We start from the raw sequence: 23,376 nt of genomic DNA on the forward strand, positions 1-23,376 counted from the left end.
CAACTCATCGAGCGGAGGTCCCGACGTGCCCGAATCCCTCGACACGCAGCCGGTCAGCGCCGAGCCCCTGTGGCGGCTCGGCACGGCGTACTTCAGCCGTAAGGTGACGTTGACCGCCGCCGAGCTCGGTGTCTTCACCGTCCTCGCCGATGGTCCACTGACCGCCGAGCAGCTACGCATACGACTGGAGCTGCACCCGCGTGGCGTGCCCGACTTCCTGGACGCGCTTGTCGCTCTGGGCATGTTGGAGCGCGACGGCGACCGGTACCGCAACACGCCGCTGTCCGACCACTTTCTGAACGAGAAGCGGCCCTCGTACGTCGGCGCGTTCCTTTCCGCCGCCGACGCGCGGTGGGACCGGCTGGCCGACGCGCTGCGTACCGGCGAGCCGCAGAACCGTTGGGGTGCCGGCCCGCAGATGTTCACGGAGCAGTACCGGACGACCGCCGCCTGGCGGAACTTCACCGCCGGCATGGACTACCTCAACGGCATGATCGGACCGCCGGTGGCGGAGGCGTTCGACTGGACGTCGGTGGATAGCGTCGTGGACGTCGGCGGGGCCCGCGGCAATCTGGTGGCCGCGCTGCTGCGCCGCCACCCGCACCTCAAGGCGGGCGTCTTCGACCTGCCCGGTGTGGAGCCGGTCTTCACCGAGCACATGACGCAGCTCGGCATCGCCGACCGGGTGACCTTCCACGCGGGCGACTTCTTCACCGTGCCGATGCCCGCCGCGGACGTGCTGATTCTGAGCCACGTGCTGCACGACTGGGCCCTTCAGGAGCGACAGGCCCTGGTGTCCCGCGCGTTCGACGCGTTGGCACCGGGGGGTCGGCTCATGGTGATCGACCCGATGATCGACGACGACCGCCGGGGTACGGCGGGAGCACTACTGACCAGCCTCAACATGCTGATGGTGACTCCGCACGGTGCGGAGTACACCGCTGCGGAGGCGCGCGACTGGCTCACCGAGGCGGGCTTCACCGGCATCACGGCGGTGCCGATCGGCGTGCACAACACCCTGCTCTCCGGCGTCCGGCCGGCTTGAGCACGCCAGAGGGGAGTGACCGTGCAGCACGTGCATACATCCGTACTCGTGGCCGGCGGCGGGGTGACCGGGCTGACCACGGCTGCGTACCTCGCCAGCCGGGGCGTGCCCACCGTCCTGGTCGAGCGACGTCCGGCACCCTCGCCGCACCCGCGGGCGCGCGGGTTCAATCCCCGCGCCGTCGAGGTGCTCCGGGCGGTGGGCCTGGAGGCCGCGGTGGCCGAGGCCAGCCGGGGCTTCGACGGACATACGCTGCGCGCCAGGGTACGGAGCCTGACCGGCGAGGAACTGCTCCGGCACGACCTGCCGGGCGGGGCCGACCTGGGTGGCCTCACCCCGTGCCGGTGGGCGTTGCTCAGCCAGGACCGGCTGGAGCCGCTGATTCGGGCGCGGGCCGAGGAGCTCGGCGCGGATGTCCGGTTCGGCACCGAGCTGACCACATTCGAGCAGGAGGACGACGGCGTGCGGGCGCAGGTCGTGCACCGGGTGACCGGCCGGGTCGCCGAGGTGCGGGCCCACTACCTCGTCGCGGCGGACGGGCCGCGCAGCAGGGTGCGGGAGCGGCTCAGCATCCCGGTGCACGGCCGCTGGGGCTTGCACCATCAGCTCAGCATCGTCTTCGACGCGGACCTGGCGGCACCGCTGCGTGGGCGCCGGTTCGCGATCTGCCAAGTGCAGAACGACGTCGTCGATGGCCTGCTGGTGCACGACGACACGCTGCGGCAGGGCACGCTCTACGTCCGCTTCGACCCGTCCGCGGAGGGCGGGATGGATGCCTTCACCCGGCAGCGCTGCGCCGAGCTGGTGCGGGCGGCGATCGGCGACCCCGACCTGCCGCTGTCGATCCGCGACACGCAGCCCTGGGAGCTGTCGGCGGTGACGGCGGCCCGCTTCCGGGACGGCCGGGTCTTCCTGGCCGGCGACGCCGCGCACGTGATGCCACCCGTCAGCGGCTTCGGTGCCAGCACCGGTATCCAGGACGCCCAGAATTTGGCGTGGAAGCTGGCCGCGGTGGTGTCCGGCGAGGCTGGTGCTCGACTGCTCGACAGCTACGAGCAGGAGCGGCTCGCGGTGGCGGCCCTCACCGTCGATCAGTGCCGCCGGCGGGTGACCAACGGCACCGGGTTCGCGGCGCCGCAGCGCGGCGAGGGCATGTTGGATGACCTCACGCTGACCTTCGGATTGCGATATCGCTCCGGGGCCGTCCTGGACGAGGGCGTCGACCCAGACGTGTCTGTGTACGGACCGGCAGACCTGACCGGCCGGCCAGGTACCCGGCTGCCGCACGTGTGGCTGCGCCACCTCGGGCGTCGGATCTCCACCCTGGATCTGCCGGCGGCCGGTCCGGTGCTGCTCGCGGGACCGGACGGCGACGGCTGGCGCACCGCTGCGGCACGGAACGAGCTGCCGCTGGTCGCATTCGACGGGGACACCGACCCGGACGGTGGCTGGGAACGGCGTTTCCGGGCGGCACCGGGTGAGGCGATCCTGCTACGCCCCGACGGCTACGTCGCCTGGCGGGCGCCGGCACCGGACGACGCGGCGCTCGCCACCGCGGCGGGCGCGGTTCGCGGCCGCGCCGACGCCGTGCCCACCTCCGTGGGGCAGCGGCGGTGAGCGAGCTGTGGCGGCGACTCGGCCGCCCGGTCGCGCGGGTGCTGGCGGCGTACGGCTGGTACAGCGCCCTCACCCATCCGATGGGCCCGCCGATGCCGCGCTCGCCGTGCCGCCCGCTGCCGCCGGCCGCAGGCCGTCCGGACCCCGTCGACGAGCGTGGCGGGCTCGGCCATGGCTGACCGGCGGATCATGGTGCCCCTGTCCGGGGTGGTGCTGGCTCAGCTGCTCGCGATGGTCGATCTCAACCTGACGGCGGCCGCGCTTCCGGTGATCGCTGCGGACCTGGGCGGCACCGACCGGTTCGCCTGGGTGGTCACCGCCGCCGTGCTCGCGTCGACGGTGACCACTCCGCTGTACGGCAAGCTCAGCGACGTGTACGGCCGGCGGGCGTTGCTGGTTGCCGCGCTGGCTGTACTCACTCTCGGCTCGCTGCTGTGTGGCTTGGCGCAGTCGATGAACCAGCTGATCGCGGCCCGTGCGGTGCAGGGTGCCGGGGCCGGTGGCCTGATGATCTCCGCGTACGCGGTCTACGCCGAGCTGCTGGACCCACGCCGGCTGGTGCGCTATCAGATCGTCACCGCGACGCTGGTCAACATCGGTACCGCGTTCGGTCCGTTGGCCGGCGGCGTCCTGACCGACAGCTTCGGCTGGCGCTGGGTGTTCCTGGCCACCGTGCCCCCGTCGGTGCTGGCCCTGCTTCTCGTCGCCACGCTGCGGTTGCCACCCGTCGCTGCCGGCGGGCGAGTCGACTACGCCGGGATGCTGTGGTTGGGTGCCGCGCTCACGACGCTGGTGCTGCTGGCCGGCGCGGCCGGCACCCAGTGGGCCTTTGCGTCACCTGGGGTGATCGCGCTGGTGGTGGCCGCCGCCGTCCTGCTGGCCCTGTGGTGGCGGTCCGCCCACCGGGCGGCTGATCCCGTCCTGCCACCGGCGCTGCTGCGCAACCGGGTGGTGCGATCGGTGGCGGTCCAGGGCTGGAACACCGGTGCGGGCATGCTCGTCGTGGTCACGTTCCTGCCCATCGTGTTCGTCTCGCTCGGCGCCTCGGCCGCCGACGCCGGAATGTACCTCTTGACACTGACCTTCGGCACGCTGGTGGTGTCGCTGGCGGGGACTCCCCTGCTGGCCCGCGCCGCCCGTACGCAGTGGTTCGGCGTGACCGGCACGGTGCTGTTGGCGGCCGGCACGGCATGGCTGGCGTTCACACACCCGGACCTCGGACCGGGCGGCTGGGCCGGCTGGGCGTTGGCGACGATGGCGATCGGTGTTGGCATCGGTCTGGGGTTCCAGGTCTACACGCTGACCTTGCTCCGACAGGCCCCACGAGTACACCTGGGTGCCGCGCTCGCCATGCAGTCGCTGAGCCGTCAGGTCGGCGGCTCTCTGGTGCTGGCCGTGCTGTCGGCGGTCTTCCACAGCCGGTTGGCAGCCGGCGGGAGCACGTCGACGTTGGACGCGGCGCAGACGGTGTTCGGGCTGACGGCCCTGCTGCTGGTGGTCGGCGTCGTGGCGGCGGTGCGGTTGCCGGTCCCGTCGCTGACGGTCTCCGAGCGGTCCCCGGTCACCACCGTCGAGACCGGCTGATCCCCCGTGCGAGGGGTGCCCGGCGCGCGTCACGCGCCGGGCACCCCTCGCCCGGGGCAGCGTGTTGTTCAGGAGGCCAGTGAGGGTGCCGACGCGGTGTCGAGCGGCAGCCCGGCGAGCACCAGCCGCTGCATCCGCCGCAGCTCGGCGGAGGGGTCGAGCCCCAGTTGCTCCTGCAGCACATTGCGGGCCCGTTGGTAGGCGCTCAGGGCCTCGCCGCGGCGGCCCAAACCGTGGAGCGCGGCCATCAGCCTGCAGTGCAACCACTCGTCCAGCGGACGCTCGGCCGCCAGCCGGCGCAGTTCGACGACCAGGTCGGCGTAACGACCCAGCGTCAGGTCCACCTGGATCCGCTCGTGCAGGACCCGGATTCGCCGTTCCTCGAGCGCCGCGAGGTGAGCCCGGAGCAGCGGGCCCCGCATGACGTCCGGCATCGCCACCGGGCCACGCCAGAGTGCGAGGGCTTGGCGCAGTCGTTCCGCAGCCCGCTCCAACTCGTTCGCGGCGAACAACGCCCGGCCCTGCGCGGCGAACCGATCGAACGCGTCCAGGTCGGTCTGCGCGTTCTGCATCCGGAGCAGGTAGCCGGGCGCGCGGGTGAGCAGCACGGGCTCGCGACGGACGCCGTGCAGGATCTTGCGGAGTTGGTACATGTACGTCTGGGTCGTCGTCACCGCGCTCGCCGGCGGTCCGGCGTCCCAGACCTCTTCGATGAACGACTCGATCGAGACGACTCGGTCCGGACTCAGCAGCAGCAGTGCGAGAACCTGCCGGACCTTCGGCGCTGTCGGCGTGCGATTGGTGCCGTCGACGTCGACCTCGAGCGGACCGAGAAGGCGGTAGTGGAGCACTTGTCACCCCCGATTTGTGAACATTGTGAATTGCGACATCAGCGGTGCGCCGGATAGTGTGTGCCGCACGTTGAGGATATTAAGCGACGACTATGTCGTCGATTGCGGGAAACAATTTTGGCCGGAAGGGGTGGACACCATACCCCCTTCGGAGTAACCCGATCTGCCGCCGGAATGCCCGAACTGACCGGATCTCAGCCTCGATCCACTGCCGGCGCCGGTGATCGCCGCCACGAGGCTGCCGGTCGGGTAACGCCGGCTCGGTCCGGGTGGGGCCAGCATGATCAGCGAGGTGCCCGATCGTGCGGCGTGACGGGCGAGATCGTGGTGCGAGCGGACTCGGCGGAGCAGGCCGGTCACGCGATCGGCGAGTGCCGCCCGCCCGCCAAATCACCGACACCAAAGATGATCATTTGACGACGGGCGTCAACGGCGTCGGTGGATCGAGGCCGCGGGCCGACTAAATGGATCATATAAGTCTAAGCTGGACATCGGGTGCGTTTTCGGGTTTTCCGGAATCGTTTTTTCGGCGCCACCGTCTGGACGGCGGCTCGACGATACGGCGGTATTCTCGTGGTGGCTGAAAAGCGGCACGGGGGAGTCATGTTGAGAGGTTTTTCACCGCCACGAGGAACCACCGCTTCGCCTCACCAGGTGCATATTTCCGCAGCCCAGGCGGACGAGCCGCTGCGAGTGTTGACACTGGGGGGCCCGACGTTGTTCTGGGACGGGGTCCGCTGCATCATCGACGTCGAGTCCGACCTGTCGGTGATTCACGACGCGCCCGATCCACGCACGCCCGACGCGGTCGTGCTGACCTCTCTTCACCGTCCACACGTCGTGCTCGTCGACTGGGAGCTGGCCGGACCCACCACCCTGGACATGGTCGCTGCATTGCGCACGCACGCGCCGGAGAGCAGGATCGTCGTGTTGAGCGGGCGGGACGACCCGCGGATCGTGCCGGAGCTGCTGGCACTGGGCGTCCGGGCGTACCTGTCCAAGAGCGTCACCAGCGACGAACTGCTCGCCACCATCCGCAGCGTGAGCCGCGAAGAAGGTCGGGTGCACCTGATCCTGTCGGCCGGGCGCCGCCCGGTGGTGCCCGGTGGCGGCGAGTTCCCGCGGGAGCGCGGCGGTTCCCGTGCGGCACCGCACTCGGTGCGGCTCTCAGAGCGGGAGCACGACGTGCTGTCACTGGCGGCGGAGGCGCTGAGCAACTCGCAGATCGCCCGGCGCCTCTACATCAGTGAAGGCACCGTCAAGCGGCATATGCGGCACGTGTTCAAAAAGCTCAACGCGGTGTCGCGCATCGACGCGGTCAACAAGGCGATCAGCGCCGCGTTGATCCCGGCGCCAGAGGTCAAGGGCGACCTGCCGCTGCCGCCCGACGATCTGGCGCATCTGCGCCAGTGAGCCGGCGGACACCGGCGGTCAGAACCGGCGGAATCGCGCCCGGCGGTTTGCGACGAGTTCCCTGCGATCAGTGTGGTCAAGCGCTGCGAGGGTAACCGCGACAGCATCGCCCACGGCCGCCATGGCTGCCGCCGGATCGGACGGCTCCGGCACGACCCCGTCGACGACCGAGGAGGCCAGCAGATGCCGGGCACCGAGCCGCAACGCGCGAGCGGCCTGCGGGGCGGCTGCGGCGTCCTTCCACAGGATCGCCGAGCAACCCTCGGGGCTGATCACCGAGTAGAAGCCGCTCTCCCGGCAGAGCACCCGGTCGGCCACCGCGAGCGCGAGCGCTCCACCGCTGCCGCCCTCGCCGGTCACCACCGAGACGACGGGTACGGGCAGTGAGCACAGCTGCTTGATGATCTCGGCGATGGCGAGCGCCTGACCGCGTTGCTCAGCCGCGATGCCCGGGTAGGCGCCCGGCGTGTCAACCAGCGTCACGACCGGTAGCTCGAGCTTGGCGGCCAGCCGCAGAAGCCGCGACGACTTGCGGTACCCCTCCGGGGAGGCCATGCCGAACCGGCGCCTGACCAGTTCGCGAGTGTCGTGTCCCTTCTGGTGACCGAGCAGAAGTACCGGCCGTCCACGCAGGACACCCACTCCGCCGACGATCGCCGGGCAGTCACCCGCGAGCCGGTCGCCGTGCAGCTCGACGAAGCCGTCGAGCAAAGCGGTGGCGTAGTCCAGCGTGGTCGGTCTGGCCGGGTCGCGGGCTGCCCGTACGACGTCCCACGCGTCCACCTCCGGCAGCGTGGCAGGGTCGCGGATCACCATGTCAGCAACCTCGGCGAACATCGCCGGCCGGGTCACCGCGAGCAGACGGCACAGCACGGGGCGCAGTTCCCCCCGGGGCACCACCATGTCGATCATGCCGTGCTCGAGCAGGAAGCCGGCAGTCTGGAAACCCTCCGGTAGGCGTTCCCGGACCGTCTGCTCGATCACCCGTGGACCGGCGAAACCCATCCGGGCACCGGGCTCGGCGATCAGCACGTCAGTGCAGGTCGCGAACGACGCCGCGACCCCACCGAAGGTGGGCTCGGTGATGATCGAGACGGTGAGCAGGCCGGCGTCGTCCAAGGCCGCGACGGCATGGCTGACCTTCGCCATCTGCATCAACGAGAACACCCCCTCCTGCATGCGCGCACCGCCGGACGCGGTGACGATGATCAGTGGCGTCCGTTCCGCGAGGGCGGCCTCGGCCGCGCGGGTGATCCGGTCACCAACCACTGTGCCGAGGCTGCCGCCCAGGAAGCCGAAGTCCATCACCGCCACCGTCACGGGCTGGCCGCTGATCGTGCCGCGCGCGCACACCACGGCCTCGGTCAGCCCGGTGGCGCGGCGGGCGAGCGCGAGCCGGTCCGGGTACGCTCGGGAGTCCGTGAACGCCAGCGGGTCGCGCACGGGATCGTCCGCGGGAAGCACGGTCGCGCTGCCCTCGTCCAGTAACTGCGCGAGCCGCTCCGGCGCGGACAGCCGACCGTGCGCCCCGCACTCCGGGCACACCCGGCCCGTCCGAACCAGCCGGCGGGTGTACGTGATCAGACCACACGCCGGACAGCGCGCGAATCCCCTCGCGGTTTCGGCGGTCACTCCGGCCGATGTCATGCGGTTGCCTCCCTCCCGTCGTGGCCGGCCGGGTACTCCCCGGCCGGCTGGGCGATCAGGCCGTCGCGCGCAGCCGGGAATTGATGGTGTCCAGTGCGATGCGGGGTGTGGGCATCTCCGGTACCAGATCGTCCGGCAGGGAGAGGTCGAACTCACGTTCGATCCGGCTCACCGTCTCCAACATTGCCAGCGAGTCGTAGCCAAGGTCGGTGAAGGGCACGTCGAGGATGTCACCCTGGAGCGTCTCGGGATCGTCCTCACCGCCGGCCGCACGCAGGATTCGCGTCAGATCCGCCAAGGTCAGTTCGGGCATGCTCACTCCTCGTTCGTCGGAACTCATCGGGACAGGACCACCGCGGCGTTGAATCCACCGATTCCGCGGCCGAGCATCAGCACGTGCTCCAGATCGGCCTGCCGCGGCCGGTCGCACACCAGGTCGAGCCGCAGCTCGTCGAGCGGGTGCCGGACGCCGGTCGTCGGCGGGATCACGCCGTCGCGCAGCGCCAACAACGCGGTCACCAGGTCGAGTGCCGCACCGCCGGCGTAGAGCCGGCCGGTCATCGTCTTCGGTGCGGTGACCGGCACCCCGTACGGGCCGAAGACCCCGGCGATCGCGGCCGCCTCCTGCCGGTCCAACTCGGGGACCGCGGCGGCGTCGGCGAATACCGCCCCGATTCGCCCCGGCCGTAACCCGGCGTCGACCAGCGCGGCGGTGATCGCCCGCCCGAGCGCCGACGGCCGGGCCGAACCGGGCGGCGGGTCGAACGTGGCGGCGTAACCCGCGACGACGCCGTACCGGCGCGCGCCGCGCTCGGCCGCCGCACCGGCCTCCTCGACGATCAGCATGCCACCGCCCTCGCCAGGCACATGTCCCGCGGCGTCCGCGTCGAACGGCACGTACGCCCGGGCCGGGTCGGTGCCGGGGCTTAGCCGGCGGGAGCTGAGCTGGGCCACCAGCCCGTACGGGCAGAGCGACGCATCCGTGCCGCCGGTTACCACCGTGCGCAGACCGCCGCGGACCAGCCGGCGGGCCTGGCCGATCGCGTCCAGCCCGCCGGCCTGTTCGGTGACCAGCACGCCGCAGGGACCGCGCATCCCGTGCCGGATGGAGATCTGCCCGGTCGTCGCCGCGTAGAACCAGGCGATTGACTGGTACGCCCCGACGTGCCCCGGACCGTCCCGCCACAGCGCCTCGATTTCCCGCTGGCCGAACTCCGTGCCGCCGGAGGAGCTGGCGGTGACGACACCCATCTCGTACTCCGGCAGGGCAGCCGGGTCGAGCGCGGCGTCGTCGAGCGCCTGCGCCGCCGCAGCCAGCCCGAAGTGGGTCCACCGGTCGGTCTGCGGCACGAGCCGGCCAGGCACGTGCTCGTGCGCCGCGAACCCGGCCACGGTGCCAGCAACTCGTGTCGGGTAGGCGGACGCGTCGAAGTGGGTGATTCCGGCCAGTGCCGAACGTCCGGCCAGCACCGACGACCAGTGGGCGGCCACCGTGCGGCCGGTCGGCGCTAGAACACCCAGCCCTGTGATCACGGCGGTACTCATGACCGCTCCGCGGTCAGCACCATCGCGGTCTGGAAGCCGCCGAAACCACTGCCCACGCTGAGTACAGTCCGTAGCCGCGCCTCGCGGGCCACCAGCGGGGTGTAGTCCAGGTCGCACTCGGGATCGGCGTGGTGGAGGTTGGCCGTCGGGGGCACGACCTGGTGGCGCAGCGCGAGCGCACACGCCGCGATCTCGATCGAGCCGATAGCGCCCAGTGAATGCCCGACCATCGACTTGATGGAACTGACCGGCACCTCGTACGCCCGACCGCCCAGGCTGCGCTTGAACGCGGCTGTCTCGTGCCGGTCGTTCTGCTTGGTCCCGGAGCCGTGTGCGTTGATGTGGTCCACATCGCCGGGCACCCGGCCGGCCTGCCGCAGTGCCGCGTCGATGGCCTCGGCCATCTCTCGGCCGTCGGGCCGCAGCCCGGTCATGTGGAAGGCATTGCTCCGGCTGGCGAACCCGGCCACCTCGGCATAGGGCTCCGCACCCCGGCGGCGGGCGTGTTCGTACTCCTCCAGCACGAACATCGCCGCGCCCTCGCCGAGCACGAAGCCGTCCCGGTAGCGGTCGAACGGGCGGGACGCGCTATCCGGCTCGTCGTTCCTCGCCGACGTCGCCTTGATGGCGTCGAAGCAGGCGACAGTAATCGGTGAGATCGGTGCGTCGGTCGCACCGGCCAGGGCGACGTCCGCCGTCCCCTCCCTGATCACCTCCACCGCGTGGCCGACCGCGTCCAGACCGGAGGTGCAGCCGGTGGAGATCAGCGCGACCGGCCCCTCCGCACCCACAGTCCAGGCCACCTCGCTGACGATGGTGCTCGGGACCATGTAGCCGTAGAGGTGCGGCACGCCGTACGTGTGGTCGACGAGCCACTGACGACCGCCGTCGCTGAGCACGACGTACTCCTCTTCCAGGCCGGTCGTGCAGCCGACGGCGCTGCCTACGCTCACCGTGGTGCGGTCCGGCGGCAGCGCCTCGAACGTGAGCCCGCTGTCGGTCACCGCCTCGCGCGCGCCGACGACTGCCATCTGCGCGGCACGGTCCATCCGGCGGACCTCCTGCGGACTGAGCCCCTCGAGCAGCGGATCGAAGTCGCACTCGGCGGCGATCCGGGATCGGAAGCCGGTCGCGTCGAACAGGGAGATCTGCCGGGTGGCCGTACGCCCGGCAGAGATCAGGTCCCAGAATGCCTTGCGTCCGATCCCGCCCGGCGCGACCACGCCGATGCCGGTGATCACGATACGGCGGCGGCTCACGCCTGATCACCCACCACGATCTGGCTTTCCGCCCGGTGTGGCGGTTCCTCGGTGTCGACGTGCCCCAGGTCCGGTCGGGGCGCCAGCGGGCCGAGGTGATAGACGGCCCGTACGAGCGCCCCGCCCCGGTTCTCCGCCCGGTGCCGGGCACCGATCGGCACCAGCACGGCGTGATCCGGCCCGACTTCGACGGTGTGCCCGTCGATCGTCATCGTCAGGACGCCGGCGACGACGTAGAGGTACTCCTCCGAGTACGGGTGGTAGTGCTCGCTGATGTACTCGCCCGGCGCCAAGGTCAGACTGCCCATGAACCCCGCCGTCGCCCCCACCGTTCGTGGGCTCAGCAGGACCCGGATGTCGCCGCCCCGGCGGCGGTTGGCCGGCACCGCGGCACGGGCGACTGTCGACGGATGCTTCTCGGCCACCGCGCGCTCCTCAGTTCGAAGACGGCCGCCGATCCGGCGCACCCGGGCCGGCGGAACTGTCACGGGAAGGCTGCCAGCGGGCGGCAGAGGCGGCGTCGAGGAGTGCTGGTGGAGCTGTGCCGGGCACTGACACAGCGGCGATACCTCACAACGTCCTACCTTCTGCCCACGGCCGGGATCGCTCGCCTGGCGAGCGGTGGCAGTTGGGCTGTCCGATGTGCTGCACACGGGACAGCTGAACTGCCACCGCTCCCGACTGCCGGGGTAACCGGTGGAGGGTGGTCGCTCAGTGGGTGAGGACGACGGTGGAGATGCTGCGGGCGCCGACGTTGACGCTCACCTGGCCGCCGTTCACGCCGACCGACTGACTGGCCGCGTTGGCGTTCTGCGAGGTCAGGTAGTGCTCGGCCCGGGTGACGCTCTGCGGCACCTGGATGATCGCGTTGTTGACCGCGCTGGTCGAGCGGTTCAGGATCACCAGCGTGGTCTTGCCGCCGCCGGTGTAGGCGGTCACCTCCAGCGGATTGGCCTTGGTGCTCTTGGTCAGGGCGACCCGCTGGTAGCCGGGGCGGACGTACTTGGAGTACTGCGAGAAGGCGTACCCGCGCTTGAGGGGTGCTCCCGCCGTGGTGCCGAAGGCGGCCTCGCCGTCACCGATGAACGAGTAGTACCGCTTGCCGTACCACCAGATGTAGGCGGTCCAGTTCGACTCCATCGAGCGGTGCACCGTACGCATGATGTCGTCCAGGGTCTCGTTCCAGACGGCCAGGTTGGCGGGGTTGCCCCAGATGTTGGAGCCGTTGCCGTCGGCCGCGTGCAGGTTCCACTCGGTCATCCACACCGGCTTGTTGTGCTGGTCGGCCAGGGGGTACGAGCGCAGCCGGCCGGAGGCCTCGGTGCCATACAGGTGGCCGCCGATGTAGCCGATGTTGTTGCGGGCGGTGGCGTCGTTGAGGGTCGGGTCGGTGTACGTGTAGTTCAGGTTCACCGCCTCGGCCACCATCAGCCTGGTGTTCTGCACCCGGGTGCCGTGGTCGCGGACGAAGTTGCGCAGCTCGGTGCCGCTCCAGTCCATCGAGTCGTAGTCGGGGTGCCAGTCCGGCTCGTTCTGCACCGAGGTGACGTCGATGGTCACCCCCTGGTTGCGCATGTACTGGACGTAGCTGTTGAGGTGGTTGGCGTAGTCGGCGTAGCGGTCGGTGCGCAGCTTGCCGCCGTTGATCCGGCTGTTGTTCGTCTTCCACTCCGCCGGTGCGGTCCACGGCGAGGCGAGGATCTTCACGTTCGATCCGGCGGACTTCGCCGTACGCAGGGCGTTGACCTGGCTCGACCATTCGCTGGAGACCGGCGAGATGCCGGTACGCACGATCGACAGGCCGAGCTGGTTGGCGCCCAGGCCGACCAGGGTCTGGGTGTCGGAGGTCGACCAGGTGCCGCCCCAGATCGGGGTGGCCGCACCGAATCCGTCCACCGTCTGGTAGCGGGTGTTGCTGTTGACCGTGATGTCCGCCGGCCCGGTCGGCGGCGGTGGGGTGGTGGGCGGGGGCGGGCTGGTGGGTGGCGGTGTGGTGGGAGTCGTGCTGCCGGTGCAGGTCACGCCGTTGAGCGTGAAGCTGGTCGGGTCGGGATTGCTGCCCGACCAGGACCCGTTGAAGCCGAACGACGTCGACCCGTTGGTCGGGATGGTGCCGTTGTAGCTGACGTTGCGAGCGGTGACGGCCGCGCCGCTCTGACTCACCGTGGTGTTCCAGGCCTCCGCGACACGCTGGCCGGCGCTGTAGTTCCAGTTGAGCGTCCAACTGGTGACCGGGTCACCGAGGTTGGTGATCGTCACGTTGGCGCCGAAGCCACCCTGCCACTGTGACGACACCGCGTAGGTGACCGAGCAGCCGGCCGCGGCCGCGCCGGCCGGCAACGCCACGGCGACGGCGGCCGATGCCAGGAGCACGGCACCGGTCGTCACCCGAGCGGCGTTGACCCTGAATCTGTCCTTGACGTGTCTCATCGCTGCCGTGCCCTTCGTGAGTGAACGTTCACCTGTCGGCCCGACCGATGCCACGCTGCGTCGGTCCGGCCTGCGCCCCGCGCTCGACCCCGGGCCCCGTTTCGATCGTGGGTCAGGGAGGTGATCGACATCGACCATGGTTGATGGGATGGGAGCGCTCCCGTAATGTACCGGACGCAGCTGTTAACGTTAACCTGCATCGACCTTCGACAATGCGATGCGGTCATGTCAGCCGGGAGGTTGCGCCATGCACAGATCCAGACGAACCAATATGTACCTGGCATCGGTCGGGGTCGCGCTGCTGGCGTCCTCGGCGGCCATCGTGGCCCTGCCGGCCAGTGCGGCGGCTGCCGGCTGCGCGGTGAAGTACGAGGTGCCGTCGCAGTGGCAGGACGGCTTCGGCGCCAACGTCACGATCACCAACCTCGGCGACCCGGTGACCAGCTGGACGTTGACGTGGTCGTTCGGTGCCGGGCAGGCCGTCACGCAGTTCTGGAACACCACGCTGACCCAGAGCGGGTCGGCGGTCACCGCCCGCAACGTCAGCTACAACGGCACCATCCCGACCAACGGGTCGACCTCGTTCGGCTTCAACGGGTCCTGGTCGGGCAGCAACCCGGTGCCGACCAGCTTCGCCCTCAACGGCGTGACCTGCACCGGCGGCACCACCCCCACCACCCCGCCACCCGGCACCACTCCGCCGCCGCCGACTCCGCCGCCGACCGCCCCGCCCCCGACGACTCCGCCGCCGACGGGCACCTGCAACTTGCCGTCGTCGTACCGGTGGTCGTCGACCGGCGCGCTCGCGCAGCCCCGGGCCGGTTGGGTGTCGCTGAAGGACTTCACGCACGCCCCGTACAACGGTCAGCACCTGGTCTACGCCACCACCCACGACACGGGCACGACGTGGGGTTCGATGAACTTCGGTCTGTTCTCGAACTGGAACCAGATGGGTTCGGCGAGTCAGAACCAGATGCCGTTCGCGGCTGTGGCGCCGTCGTTGTTCTACTTCGCGCCGCGCAACATCTGGGTCCTCGCCTACCAGTGGGGTGGGCCGGCGTTCTCGTACCGGACGTCGACGAACCCGGCGAATGTGAACAGCTGGTCGGCGCATCAGACCCTGTTCACCGGCAGCATCTCGAACTCGGGGACCGGGCCGATCGATCAGGCGTTGATCGGTGATGACCAGAACATGTACCTGTTCTTCGCCGGTGACAACGGTCGGATCTACCGGGCGAGCATGCCGATCGGGAACTTCCCGGGCAGCTTCGGGTCGAACTACACGACGATCATGACGGACACCACGAACAACCTGTTCGAGGGTGTGCAGGTGTACAAGCTTCAGGGTCAGAACCGGTACCTGATGCTGGTGGAGGCGATCGGGTCGCAGGGCCGCTACTTCCGGTCGTTCACCGCGACGAGTCTGGGTGGGACGTGGACGCCGCAGGCCGCGTCGGAGAGCAACCCGTTCGCGGGTAAGGCCAACAGCAACGCGACCTGGACCAACGACATCAGCCACGGCGAGTTGATCCGCTCCAACGCCGACCAGACGATGACCGTTGACCCCTGCAACCTGCAACTGCTCTACCAGGGCCGTGCCCCGAACTCCGGCGGCGACTACGGCCTGCTGCCCTACCGTCCGGGCGTACTCACCCTGCAACGCTGACCAGGTGACACCGTCCCGCCGATGACGTGAAAGGCGGGCGGGCTCGGCAATCAGCCGAGCCCGCCCGACACGTCATGCGGCGATCAGCCTGCGCAGCAGCGCGAGTAGGTCGGGCCCCGAGTCCACCTCGTGGTCGGCGTTGCCGGTCAGCCCCTCGGCGTACTTGCCGGTGCGCACCTGCACGGTCGGATGACCGGCGGCCCGACCACCCTGTACCGGGTGCCTTCCAGGTCGAGCAGGACCGTCCGGATCGCCGCCATCAGCGCGCCGCCCGGACGCCGTCGAGGGCGCGCCGTAGGTTCGCGCCGAAGATGTCAGCGCGCTCCGTGCGGGAGAGCTGCTCCAGGCCGACCGGTTCCATGGTCTGGCTGAACGAGACGTGGTCCAGGCTGGGCGGGAAGTCCGAGCCCCAGTAGAGCCGCCGGCTACCGAAGCGCTCCAGCAACAGGTCGATGAAGGGCCGGGCGGCGGAGTGCGGCCAGGCGTGCGTGGGCTCGCTGACCGCGTAGAGGCCGGACACCTTCACCCCGACCTGCGGCAGCAGGGCCAGGTCGAGCAGCGGTGCCAACGCCTCGGCCGCCTGCTGCGCGGTCGGGGGAGTGGGACGGCTGCCGGGCAGTCCGAGGTGGCTGAACAGCACCGGGCAGGCGTCCAGCCCGGCCAGGGCGGTGCCGAGCCGGGCGGTGGCGGCCGGGGTGGCGTTGAGGCTGAGCAGCGTCCGGGCGGCAGTGAGCTGCGGGGCCGCCGTGGTCAGCCAGGCCGCGAAGCGGTCGGCCTGCTCGGTGTCGGCGAGGTAGGCGGAGACGCCCACGAATCCGGCCGCCCACCAGCGGGCCAGTTGGCCCTCTGCCGGCCCATCTGGTGAGACGTAGGCGACCGGGGCGATCCAGGGATGGCTGCCGACGAGCGAGGCCAGGTAGTCGTTGTTGCCGGCGAAGTGTTCCTCGCCCTCGTAGCCCACCACCAGCGCCCGATCGATGCCGTGCACGCGGCGGATGTCCTGATATGCGGCCAGCTCCTCGGTGCCGGCGGGGGAGCGTCCGTAGCGGCCCGGGTAGCCGTTGGCGAACAGGTGCAGGTGGGCGTCAGCGAGGTCCATGGTCACGGACGATAACCCAAATCTGGCCTGGTTATTGACGTGGCCGCCCCCCGGCTTTAGGTTCTTGTCTCAATTAGGTCCGGATTGCAGGCCGCGAGCGAGGAGTGGGCTGGGTGGAGCTGGGACACGACGGGGTCGAGGAGCTGGTACGGCTGCGGCGTCAGCTTCATCGTCACCCGGAGCTGCGGTTTACCGAGCATCAGACAGCCGTGACGCTGGCCGAGAAGCTCCAGCCGTTCGGTCGGGTGCACACCGGGATCGCCGGCACCGGACTGCTCCTGGAGCTCGAAGGCGCGCTTCCGGGACCGACGGTCCTTCTTCGGGCCGATATGGATGCCTATCCGGTCCAGGACGCCAAGACCGAGCCGTACGCGTCGACAAACCCCGGGGTCTGCCACGCCTGCGGACACGACGTGCACATGACCGTCGCCTACGGAGTGGCCGCCCGGCTCGCCGCCGCGCCACCGGCCCGGGGCTCGGTCGCCGTGCTGTTCCAGCCGGCCGAGGAGATCCCCTTCGGAGAGGCCTCCGGTGCCGCCGCCGCGCTCCTGCACGAGACCCTGCGCGGTCGCCGCTTCGACGCCGTACTCGGCCTGCACTGCTGGCCGGACCTGCAGGTCGGCACGCTGGGCGTGGACCGGCACACGGCGATGGCGGCCAAGGACGCCTTCCGCATCGAGGTGCTCGGCCGGGCCGCGCACGCCGCCACCCCCGCGCTGGGCCGCGACGCCATCCTCGGCCTCAGCGGCATCGTGAACCTGCTGCACGCCGCGGTCGCCCGGTCCCGCAACGCCGACGAACTGGTGGCCTTCAACATCGGCACCATCTCCGGCGGCGCCAGCCAGAGCCAGGTCGCCGCGTACGCCGAAGCGACCGGCACCCTGCGGACCCTCGACGAGGGCACCCGCGAGCGGCTCAAGGTGGTCATCGAGCGGGTCGCCCGCCAGCAGGCCGCCGCGCTCGACCTCGGCGTCCGCTTCACCTGGGCCAACGAGATGCCCCCGGTACGCAACGCGGCCGAACTCGTCGCGCTGGCCCACACCGAACTGCCCGACCTGGTGGAGGTGGTCGACCTCGCGGTGCCGCCGCTGACCACCGACGACTTCGCGCTGCTCGGCGCGCTCGGCCCCAGCCTGTACGTCAAGCTCGGCGTCACCGGCGAGCGGGGCGGCGCGCCCCTGCACTCCGGTTCCTTCGACGTCGACGAGCGCTGCCTCGAATACGGCGTCAACGCGCTGGAGCGGCTCACCCGGGCCGTCCTGGACGGCCGACTCACCGCCCCGACCATCGCCTCCGTGCCGACCCCGGCCGCCGCCGGGGACGACACCGACACCGCGGCGGTGGCGGCATGAGCGAGCGGGCGGAGGTCGCCGTGATCGGCGCGGGAGCCTTCGGGCTGCGGCACGTCGCCGCGTACCGGTCCCTGGGGGTGCCGGTGACCGCGCTTGTCGACCCGAACCCGGGCGTACGCCGGCACGTCGCCGCCGAGCACGACGTGACCCGCACCTACGGCACGGTCGAGGAGCTGCTCGCCGCCGGGACGCCGCAGGCGGCGTCGGTCTGCGTGCCCGGTCCCGCGCACCGCGACGTCGCGGTCGCGCTGCTCGCCGCCGGCGTGCCGGTCCTGGTGGAGAAGCCCCTCGCGGCGACGGTCGCCGACGCCGAGGCCATCGTCGCCGCGGCCCGCACCCACGGGGTGCTCTGCCAGCCGGGACACATCCTGCGGCACAGCGCACCCCACCGGGCGCTGTACGACGCGGTCCGCGCCGGCCGACTCGGTCAGGTGCTGGCCATCTCCTCGCGCCGGGACCGGCCGCGCACCCTCAGCCGGCTCTTCCCCGACGAGCACCCCGCCCTACTCACCGCCGTGCACGACATCGACCTGGCCATCTGGTACGCCCAGTCGCCGGTGGTCGAGGTCCGCGCGGCGGCCCGGACCCGACCCGGATCGGCGACGCCGGTCCTGGTGTGGGCGGAGCTTCGGCACGCCAACGACGTCGTGTCGTCGATCCGCAACAGCTACCTCCTGCCTGAACACACTCCCAACCACACCTCGGACCTGGTCGAGGTGTACGGCACCGACGGGGTCGCACACGTCGACCTCGGCCACCCCACGCTGCTCGTCCAGGGCGAGCAGACCGAGGCGCCGGACTGGCTGCTGTCGCCGGTCGACGGCGGCGGTGCACTCGCCGCCGAACTGCGCCACTTCGTCGGTCAGGTGACCGGCGTCGAGTCGGCGGCGGTCGTCCCGCTCGCCGACGGATTGCACGTGGTGCAGGTCGCCACGGCCATGGCCGACAGTGCCGCCGCCGGTGGCGCGCCTCGTCGGATCTCCCCCGAACCCCTTTCCTGACAGGAGTTTGCGCCGATGTTTCGACGTAGATTGACCGGCGTCCTCGCCGCCGGTGTGGCCACCGCCGCGTTGCTCGCCGCCTGCGGTGGTGGCGGCGACGACGCCGCCGACGGGCCGGTGACCCTCAAGGTGCTCACCTGGGAGCCGGGTGGCACCGAGTACTGGCAGCAGGTGAAGAGCACCTTCGAGGCCAGCCACCAGGACATCAAGCTGGAGCTGCAGTCGGTCCCGTTCGACAAGTACCCCGAGGTGCAGGGGCCGTACATCACCTCGCAGTCCGGTCCGGACGTGATGGCCAACAACGCCGGCCTGGAGCTGTTCGACCGGCGGGGGGCGTACACGCCGCTGGGCGACAAGGCAGCCGAGATCAACAAGGATCTGGTCACCTACAGCGGCGCCTGCGAGGAGTTCGACACCAGCAAGCCCTGCTACGGCGTGCCCTTCTCCTACCAGGGCAACGTCCTCTACTACAACAAGGACGTGCTGACCGCCGCCGGGCTGGACGCGGAGAACCCGCCGGCCACCTGGGACGAGTTCGGGGCGGCCTGCGAGGCGATCAAGAAGGCCGGCAAGACCTGCCTGGCCCTGGGCCTGTCCGGCACCTTCCCGGCGTACTGGGACTTCCCGGAGATCGCCCGCAACTTCCTGACCGAGGACGACATCCGCGGCATTCTCAACGGCACCCTGTCCTGGAAGGACCCGAAGCTGGTCCAGGTCCTGGAGAAGCTGGCCGAGATCACCACCAAGGGCTGGGCGAACAAGAACGCCCCGTCGATCACCATGCTGCCCGACGGCGCCGACATCTTCCAGCGCGGTGACGCCGCCTTCGCCGGCACCATCATCTCCGACGCGGTGAACTGGGAGGCGTTCGGCAAGGCCCTCGGCGACGACAAGCTCGGCGTCACCCGCTGGCCGGCGATCAACCCGTCCGCGCCGCTGGCCGGCAAGTTCTCCGGCATCGAGGGCGCCGTCTACGGCGTGACCAAGTGGAGCGAGAAGAAGGACGCCGGCCTGAAGTTCATCACCTGGCTGGCCGGCAAGGAGAACGGCGAGCTCTGGGTGAAGTACGCCAAGGGCCAGCCGCTGAACAAGAACGTGGACCCGGCGCTGCTGCCGGAGTCGCCGGCCTTCAAGAAGATCCAGGAGCTGATCGCCGAGCCGACCCTGCACGCAGGTGTGATGCTCTCCGGCCCGGAGGCCGACGCGCTGGCCCGCGGCTGGCAGCAGGTCACCCTCGGCCAGCTCACCGTCGACAAGTGGGCCGACCAGATGCAGCAGGCGCTGGAGCGCAGCCCGACGAAGAAGCAGGGCAACTAGTCGCATCGGGTGGGGTGGCCCAGCGCCACCCCACCCGCCAGCTTCCCGGGGGAGGACAACCCGATGAGCATCTCCACCGCGCCGGCCGCCGAGCCGGCCGCCGCGACGACGCCACCTGCGCCGGTACGCCGTACCCGGCGTTTCCGGCACGCCCGGGAGTGGTGGCTCGGCGCCCTGCTGGTCCTGCCGGCGTTGGCCCTGGCGTTCACCTTCAAGCTGGTGCCGCTGGTGCGGGGCGTCACCACCAGCTTCGAATCCTCCAGCGGGTTCGGTGACAGTTCCTTCGCCGGATTCGACAACTACACCCGCATGTTCGACGACCCGATGGTGCTGGCCAGCTTCCGCAACGCGTTGCTGGTGGTGGCCACCCTGCCGGTCTGGATCGTGGTGCCGCTGGTGCTGGCGGTGCTGATCCACCAGCGGGCACCGGGCTGGAAGTTCTTCCGGGCCGTCTACTTCATCCCGTACACCATCGCGCCGATCGTGGTCGGCATCATGTTCCGGCAGATCCTCGCGCCGGACGGACCGATCAACGCCCTGCTGCGAACGGTCGGGTTGGAACCGCTCGCCCTCGAGTGGCTCAACGGTCGCAACAGCGCCCTGTTCTCACTCGTCGCGGTGGCGCTGTGGAGCTTCTTCGGCCTGGGTGTGATGACCTACCTGGCCGGGCTGGCCACCATTCCCGACGAGGTGCTGGAGGCCGCGTACCTCGACGGCGCCGGCTTCTGGCGGCGGCTGTTCTCCGTGGTCGTGCCGATGCTGCGTCCGACCGTGGCGTACTGGAGCGTGCTCTGCGCCTCCGGCGTGCTGATCTGGCTCTTCCCGCTGATCTACGCGCTGACCCAGGGCGGCCCCGGTGACGCCACCATGCTCCCCGAGTACCTGGTCTTCCTCACCACCTTCCAGTTCCTCGACCGCGGGTACGGCTCGGCCATCGGCATCGCCCTGTTCGTCTTCGTCGCCCTGATCTCCGTCTTCAGCGTGCGGCACATGTTCAAAGAGGGGACCCGGAAGCCGCGATGAACCGGCGATACTCCGCCCAGATCGGGCGCTACCTGTTGGTCTTCGCGTTGGTGGTGGTCGCGGTGGCGGCGCTCTACCCGCTGCTGTTCACCGTGGTCAGCTCGCTCAAGACGCAGACCGGGTTCGCCCGCGATCCGCTCGGACTGCCGTCCGGGATCACCTTCGACAACTACGTCGAGGCGTTCAAGCGGATGAACATGCCCCGGCTGCTGCTCAACTCGATCGTCACCACGGTCGGTGGGCTGGTGCTGTCGGTGCTGGCCGCGATGCTCGTCGCGTACACCGTGACCAAGCTGCGCTTCCGCGGCGGCAAGCTGGTCTTCCTGTTCATCATCGTCACCCTGACCATCCCCAGCCAGGCGATCATCTACCCGCTCTACCAGACGGTGCTGGACCTGGGCATGTCCGGGGAGTACCAGGGCCTGATCCTGGCGTACGCGGCCTTCGGCCTGCCGTTGGGCACCTACCAGCTCGCCGGCTACTTCCAGCAGGTGCCCGACGAGCTGATCGAGGCGGCCCGGGTCGACGGCGCCGGACACTTCACCATCCTGTTCCGGTTGCTCGCCCCGATCGCCACCCCGGCGCTGGCCGCACTGGCCATCTTCAACTTCGTCTGGATGTGGAACGACCTGCTGCTGCCACTGGTCATCATGGGCGGCTCGGACTCCAAGACCCTGATGGTCGGCGTCTCCCTGCTCAGCGGCCAGTACGACGTGTCGGTGCCGCTGGTCAGCGCCGGTCTGATCGTGGCCCTGCTGCCGGTGCTGATCATCTACCTGGTGTTCCAGCGGCAACTCATCTCCGGCGCGCTCGCCGGCTCCGGCAAGTGAGCGACCCGGTGCATCGCCCCGACCCGGACTATCCGCGCAGTCCGGGTGCCGGTGGCCCCGGTCCCGTCCCCGATTCCGGCACCACATCGGGGACGGGACCGGCCCGCGGGCCAGGCACGCAGGTGTGTTACCTGTACCGCCTGCGGCCCGGGGCGGAGGCCGAGTACGAGCGCCGGCACGCCGAGCTGTGGCCGGAGATGGCGGCCCTGCTCGACGAGGCGGGGATGTACGACTACCACATCTACCGGCACGGCCTGCTGCTGATCTGTGTGCTGCGTACCCGGTGGGGCTTCGACCACGCCCGCCGGGTCACCGGTGCCTCGCCGGTGCAGGCGCGCTGGTCGGCATCGCTGGCCCACCTGTTCGCCGAGATCGCCGACGCCGACGGTGAGCCACTGTGGGCGTACCCGGTGTTCCACCACCCCGGCTGCCCGCCTGGCTAGGTGTTAAGAAGGGCCCCCTCCTATGCCGCAGGCGTTAGGAGGGGGCCCTTCCTTGCACCGCGTCCTTACACGGCGTACGCGACGGAGCCGTCGGCGCGGTAGGGGATGCGGGTCAGGGGACGTCCGGTGAGGTCCAGCGGGGTCTCGTCGGAGAGGTCCAGGGTGACGCCCAGACCGGGTGCCTCGGGCACCGGCAGGAAACCGCCCTGGCGGCGCACGCAGGCGCGGGCCGGGCCGTCGGCGAGGGTGTCGTCGAGGGGGGAGTACTCCTGGGTCACGAAGTTGGGGATCGCGGTGTCCAGCTGCACCGAGGCCATGGTGAGCAGCGGCCCGAGGCAGTTGTGGCTGACCACGGCCGCGTGGTACGACTCGGCCAGCGCGGCGATCTTGCGGGCGTGGCTGATTCCGCCGGCCAGACCGAGGTCGGGGCGCACGTACTGGGCGCCGCCCTGGGCCAGCAGTTCCTTGAACTCCCAGATGGTGTGCAGCCGTTCCCCGTTGGCCATCGGCACCCCGAGCGCCCGGCGGGTCACCTCGGCCTGGCTGCTCACGCTGTCGATCTGGATCGGGTCCTCGACCAGCAGCGGATGCAACCGGCCGACCGCCGGCACCACGGCCTCGGCCTGCAACGGGGTGAGCTTGCGGTGCAGTTCGATGAGCAGGTCGACGTCGGGGCCGACGGTGTCCCGGACGGCGGCGGTGGTCGCCTCCGTCTCGGCGACCAGCCGGGCCAGCGACAGGTCACCGTAGTTGGCCGGCAGTGGATCGAACTTCACCGCGGTGAACCCGTCGGCGACCGCCGCGGCAGCCTGCTCGGCGAGGGCCTGCGCGCCGGTGCCGGGCAGCAGCAGGTGCAGCCGGATCCGGTCGCGTACCCGGCCGCCGAGCAGCTGCCAGACCGGCACCTCCAGGCGCTTGCCGAGCAGGTCCCACAGCGCCAGGTCGATCGCGGAGACCGCGGCGGTGAGCACCGATCCCCGGAACGGACCCATCCGGTAGAGGTGGTGCCAGTGGTGCTCGATCCGGTTCGGGTCGGCGCCGAGCAGGTACGGGCGGAACGTCTCCACGACCGCGTGCACGGCACCCGGATAGCCCCAGCAGGCGGACTGTCCGACGCCGACCAGCCCGGACGACGTGTGTACCGCGACAAAGTGCGCGTCGCCCCGCACCACCGACTCGACGGCGGTGATCTCCATGCTGCCCCCAAATTAGAGACCTATAACGGCCACAAACTTGCTCCTGCACTCTTCCATA

21 protein-coding genes are annotated in these 23,376 nt (G+C 70.4%); 12 read left to right on the forward strand and 9 right to left on the reverse strand.

Annotated features, from left to right (window positions below; all coding sequences use genetic code 11):
• Nucleotides 1-25: 25 nt before the first annotated feature.
• The 4 genes from JMF97_RS24305 to JMF97_RS24320 are packed head-to-tail and all read left to right on the forward strand — an operon-like array spanning nt 26 to nt 4,246.
• Nucleotides 26-1,045 (forward strand): methyltransferase, encoded by a 1,020-nt coding sequence (locus tag JMF97_RS24305; RefSeq protein WP_203223609.1) that lies wholly within the window; start codon nt 26-28, stop codon nt 1,043-1,045.
• Between the two features lie 21 nt (nt 1,046-1,066).
• Nucleotides 1,067-2,662: an FAD-dependent monooxygenase gene (locus JMF97_RS24310; protein WP_203223610.1), complete on the forward strand. Its 1,596-nt coding sequence runs from the start codon at nt 1,067-1,069 to the stop codon at nt 2,660-2,662.
• Nucleotides 2,659-2,841, forward strand: coding sequence for a hypothetical protein (locus tag JMF97_RS24315; protein WP_158632553.1), 183 nt, complete (start codon nt 2,659-2,661; stop codon nt 2,839-2,841). Before JMF97_RS24310 ends, JMF97_RS24315 begins: the two co-directional genes overlap by 4 nt.
• Nucleotides 2,834-4,246, forward strand: a complete 1,413-nt coding sequence (locus JMF97_RS24320) for an MFS transporter (protein WP_238360028.1) — start codon at nt 2,834-2,836, stop codon at nt 4,244-4,246. The genes JMF97_RS24315 and JMF97_RS24320 overlap by 8 nt, the downstream gene beginning before the upstream one ends.
• A 68-nt stretch (nt 4,247-4,314) precedes the next feature.
• Here JMF97_RS24320 and JMF97_RS32085 read toward each other — a convergent pair whose 3' ends face one another.
• Nucleotides 4,315-5,097 (reverse strand): AfsR/SARP family transcriptional regulator, encoded by a 783-nt coding sequence (locus JMF97_RS32085; RefSeq protein WP_203223612.1) that lies wholly within the window; start codon nt 5,095-5,097, stop codon nt 4,315-4,317.
• Between the two features lie 654 nt (nt 5,098-5,751).
• Here JMF97_RS32085 and JMF97_RS24330 point away from each other — a divergent pair.
• Nucleotides 5,752-6,510 carry a LuxR C-terminal-related transcriptional regulator gene (locus JMF97_RS24330; RefSeq protein WP_203223613.1) on the forward strand — a complete coding sequence of 253 codons (759 nt, stop codon included), beginning with the start codon at nt 5,752-5,754 and terminating at the stop codon, nt 6,508-6,510.
• Between the two features lie 18 nt (nt 6,511-6,528).
• Here the strand turns inward: JMF97_RS24330 and accD are convergent, their stop codons facing one another.
• From accD to JMF97_RS24360, 6 genes are all read right to left on the reverse strand, one after another.
• Nucleotides 6,529-8,157: an acetyl-CoA carboxylase, carboxyltransferase subunit beta gene (gene accD / locus JMF97_RS24335; protein ID WP_203223614.1), complete on the reverse strand. Its 1,629-nt coding sequence runs from the start codon at nt 8,155-8,157 to the stop codon at nt 6,529-6,531.
• Between the two features lie 55 nt (nt 8,158-8,212).
• The gene (locus tag JMF97_RS24340) at nt 8,213-8,470 is read right to left on the reverse strand and encodes an acyl carrier protein (protein ID WP_203223615.1); all 258 of its coding nucleotides are present in this window, start codon (nt 8,468-8,470) and stop codon (nt 8,213-8,215) included.
• Nucleotides 8,471-8,493: 23 nt separating this feature from the next.
• Complete coding sequence (locus JMF97_RS24345; protein WP_203223616.1) at nt 8,494-9,702, reverse strand: ketosynthase chain-length factor; 1,209 nt, start codon at nt 9,700-9,702, stop codon at nt 8,494-8,496.
• Nucleotides 9,699-10,961: a beta-ketoacyl-[acyl-carrier-protein] synthase family protein gene (locus JMF97_RS24350; protein WP_203223617.1), complete on the reverse strand. Its 1,263-nt coding sequence runs from the start codon at nt 10,959-10,961 to the stop codon at nt 9,699-9,701. Before JMF97_RS24350 ends, JMF97_RS24345 begins: the two co-directional genes overlap by 4 nt.
• Nucleotides 10,958-11,386 (reverse strand): cupin domain-containing protein, encoded by a 429-nt coding sequence (locus JMF97_RS24355; RefSeq protein WP_203223618.1) that lies wholly within the window; start codon nt 11,384-11,386, stop codon nt 10,958-10,960. The genes JMF97_RS24350 and JMF97_RS24355 overlap by 4 nt, the downstream gene beginning before the upstream one ends.
• 286 nt (nt 11,387-11,672) lie before the next feature.
• Nucleotides 11,673-13,391 (reverse strand): cellulose binding domain-containing protein, encoded by a 1,719-nt coding sequence (locus JMF97_RS24360; protein WP_203223619.1) that lies wholly within the window; start codon nt 13,389-13,391, stop codon nt 11,673-11,675.
• Between the two features lie 247 nt (nt 13,392-13,638).
• Here JMF97_RS24360 and JMF97_RS24365 point away from each other — a divergent pair, with 247 nt between their 5' ends.
• Nucleotides 13,639-15,057 (forward strand): glycoside hydrolase family 62 protein, encoded by a 1,419-nt coding sequence (locus tag JMF97_RS24365; protein ID WP_203223620.1) that lies wholly within the window; start codon nt 13,639-13,641, stop codon nt 15,055-15,057.
• A 259-nt stretch (nt 15,058-15,316) separates the two neighbouring features.
• On the opposite strand, the gene JMF97_RS24375 is transcribed toward JMF97_RS24365, so the two are convergent.
• Nucleotides 15,317-16,156 carry an amidohydrolase family protein gene (locus JMF97_RS24375; RefSeq protein WP_203223621.1) on the reverse strand — a complete coding sequence of 280 codons (840 nt, stop codon included), beginning with the start codon at nt 16,154-16,156 and terminating at the stop codon, nt 15,317-15,319.
• Between the two features lie 113 nt (nt 16,157-16,269).
• Here JMF97_RS24375 and JMF97_RS24380 point away from each other — a divergent pair, with 113 nt between their 5' ends.
• From JMF97_RS24380 to JMF97_RS24405, 6 genes are all read left to right on the forward strand, one after another.
• Complete coding sequence (locus JMF97_RS24380) at nt 16,270-17,508, forward strand: M20 metallopeptidase family protein (protein WP_203223622.1); 1,239 nt, start codon at nt 16,270-16,272, stop codon at nt 17,506-17,508.
• Nucleotides 17,505-18,509, forward strand: coding sequence for a Gfo/Idh/MocA family protein (locus JMF97_RS24385; RefSeq protein WP_203223623.1), 1,005 nt, complete (start codon nt 17,505-17,507; stop codon nt 18,507-18,509). The genes JMF97_RS24380 and JMF97_RS24385 overlap by 4 nt, the downstream gene beginning before the upstream one ends.
• Nucleotides 18,510-18,524: 15 nt before the next feature.
• Nucleotides 18,525-19,826, forward strand: a complete 1,302-nt coding sequence (locus JMF97_RS24390) for an ABC transporter substrate-binding protein (protein WP_238360029.1) — start codon at nt 18,525-18,527, stop codon at nt 19,824-19,826.
• Nucleotides 19,827-19,889: 63 nt separating this feature from the next.
• Nucleotides 19,890-20,849, forward strand: a complete 960-nt coding sequence (locus JMF97_RS24395; protein WP_013733401.1) for a carbohydrate ABC transporter permease — start codon at nt 19,890-19,892, stop codon at nt 20,847-20,849.
• Nucleotides 20,846-21,679 carry a carbohydrate ABC transporter permease gene (locus tag JMF97_RS24400; RefSeq protein ID WP_203223624.1) on the forward strand — a complete coding sequence of 278 codons (834 nt, stop codon included), beginning with the start codon at nt 20,846-20,848 and terminating at the stop codon, nt 21,677-21,679. The genes JMF97_RS24395 and JMF97_RS24400 overlap by 4 nt, the downstream gene beginning before the upstream one ends.
• Nucleotides 21,676-22,122, forward strand: a complete 447-nt coding sequence (locus tag JMF97_RS24405) for an L-rhamnose mutarotase (RefSeq protein ID WP_203223625.1) — start codon at nt 21,676-21,678, stop codon at nt 22,120-22,122. Before JMF97_RS24400 ends, JMF97_RS24405 begins: the two co-directional genes overlap by 4 nt.
• Nucleotides 22,123-22,187: 65 nt before the next feature.
• Here JMF97_RS24405 and JMF97_RS24410 read toward each other — a convergent pair whose 3' ends face one another.
• A complete protein-coding gene (locus JMF97_RS24410; RefSeq protein WP_203223626.1) occupies nt 22,188-23,318 on the reverse strand; it encodes a mandelate racemase/muconate lactonizing enzyme family protein in 1,131 nt (376 codons plus the stop codon).
• Between the last annotated feature and the right edge of the window lie 58 nt (nt 23,319-23,376).

Origin of the sequence: Micromonospora fiedleri (genome assembly GCF_016774385.1) — a bacterium.
Classification (GTDB): domain Bacteria; phylum Actinomycetota; class Actinomycetes; order Mycobacteriales; family Micromonosporaceae; genus Micromonospora; species Micromonospora gifhornensis.

Bases quoted from the DNA above. Each gene is read 5' to 3' on its own strand.
- JMF97_RS24320 (WP_238360028.1), top strand. From the start codon at position 2,834: ATGGCTGACCGGCGGATCATGGTGCCCCTGTCCGGGGTGGTGCTGGCT.
- accD (WP_203223614.1), bottom strand. From the start codon at position 8,157: ATGACATCGGCCGGAGTGACCGCCGAAACCGCGAGGGGATTCGCGCGC.
- JMF97_RS24340 (WP_203223615.1), bottom strand. From the start codon at position 8,470: ATGCCCGAACTGACCTTGGCGGATCTGACGCGAATCCTGCGTGCGGCC.
- JMF97_RS24345 (WP_203223616.1), bottom strand. From the start codon at position 9,702: ATGAGTACCGCCGTGATCACAGGGCTGGGTGTTCTAGCGCCGACCGGC.
- JMF97_RS24360 (WP_203223619.1), bottom strand. From the start codon at position 13,391: ATGAGACACGTCAAGGACAGATTCAGGGTCAACGCCGCTCGGGTGACG.
- JMF97_RS24365 (WP_203223620.1), top strand. From the start codon at position 13,639: ATGCACAGATCCAGACGAACCAATATGTACCTGGCATCGGTCGGGGTC.
- JMF97_RS24375 (WP_203223621.1), bottom strand. From the start codon at position 16,156: ATGGACCTCGCTGACGCCCACCTGCACCTGTTCGCCAACGGCTACCCG.
- JMF97_RS24385 (WP_203223623.1), top strand. From the start codon at position 17,505: ATGAGCGAGCGGGCGGAGGTCGCCGTGATCGGCGCGGGAGCCTTCGGG.
- JMF97_RS24390 (WP_238360029.1), top strand. From the start codon at position 18,525: ATGTTTCGACGTAGATTGACCGGCGTCCTCGCCGCCGGTGTGGCCACC.
- JMF97_RS24395 (WP_013733401.1), top strand. From the start codon at position 19,890: ATGAGCATCTCCACCGCGCCGGCCGCCGAGCCGGCCGCCGCGACGACG.
- JMF97_RS24400 (WP_203223624.1), top strand. From the start codon at position 20,846: ATGAACCGGCGATACTCCGCCCAGATCGGGCGCTACCTGTTGGTCTTC.
- JMF97_RS24410 (WP_203223626.1), bottom strand. From the start codon at position 23,318: ATGGAGATCACCGCCGTCGAGTCGGTGGTGCGGGGCGACGCGCACTTT.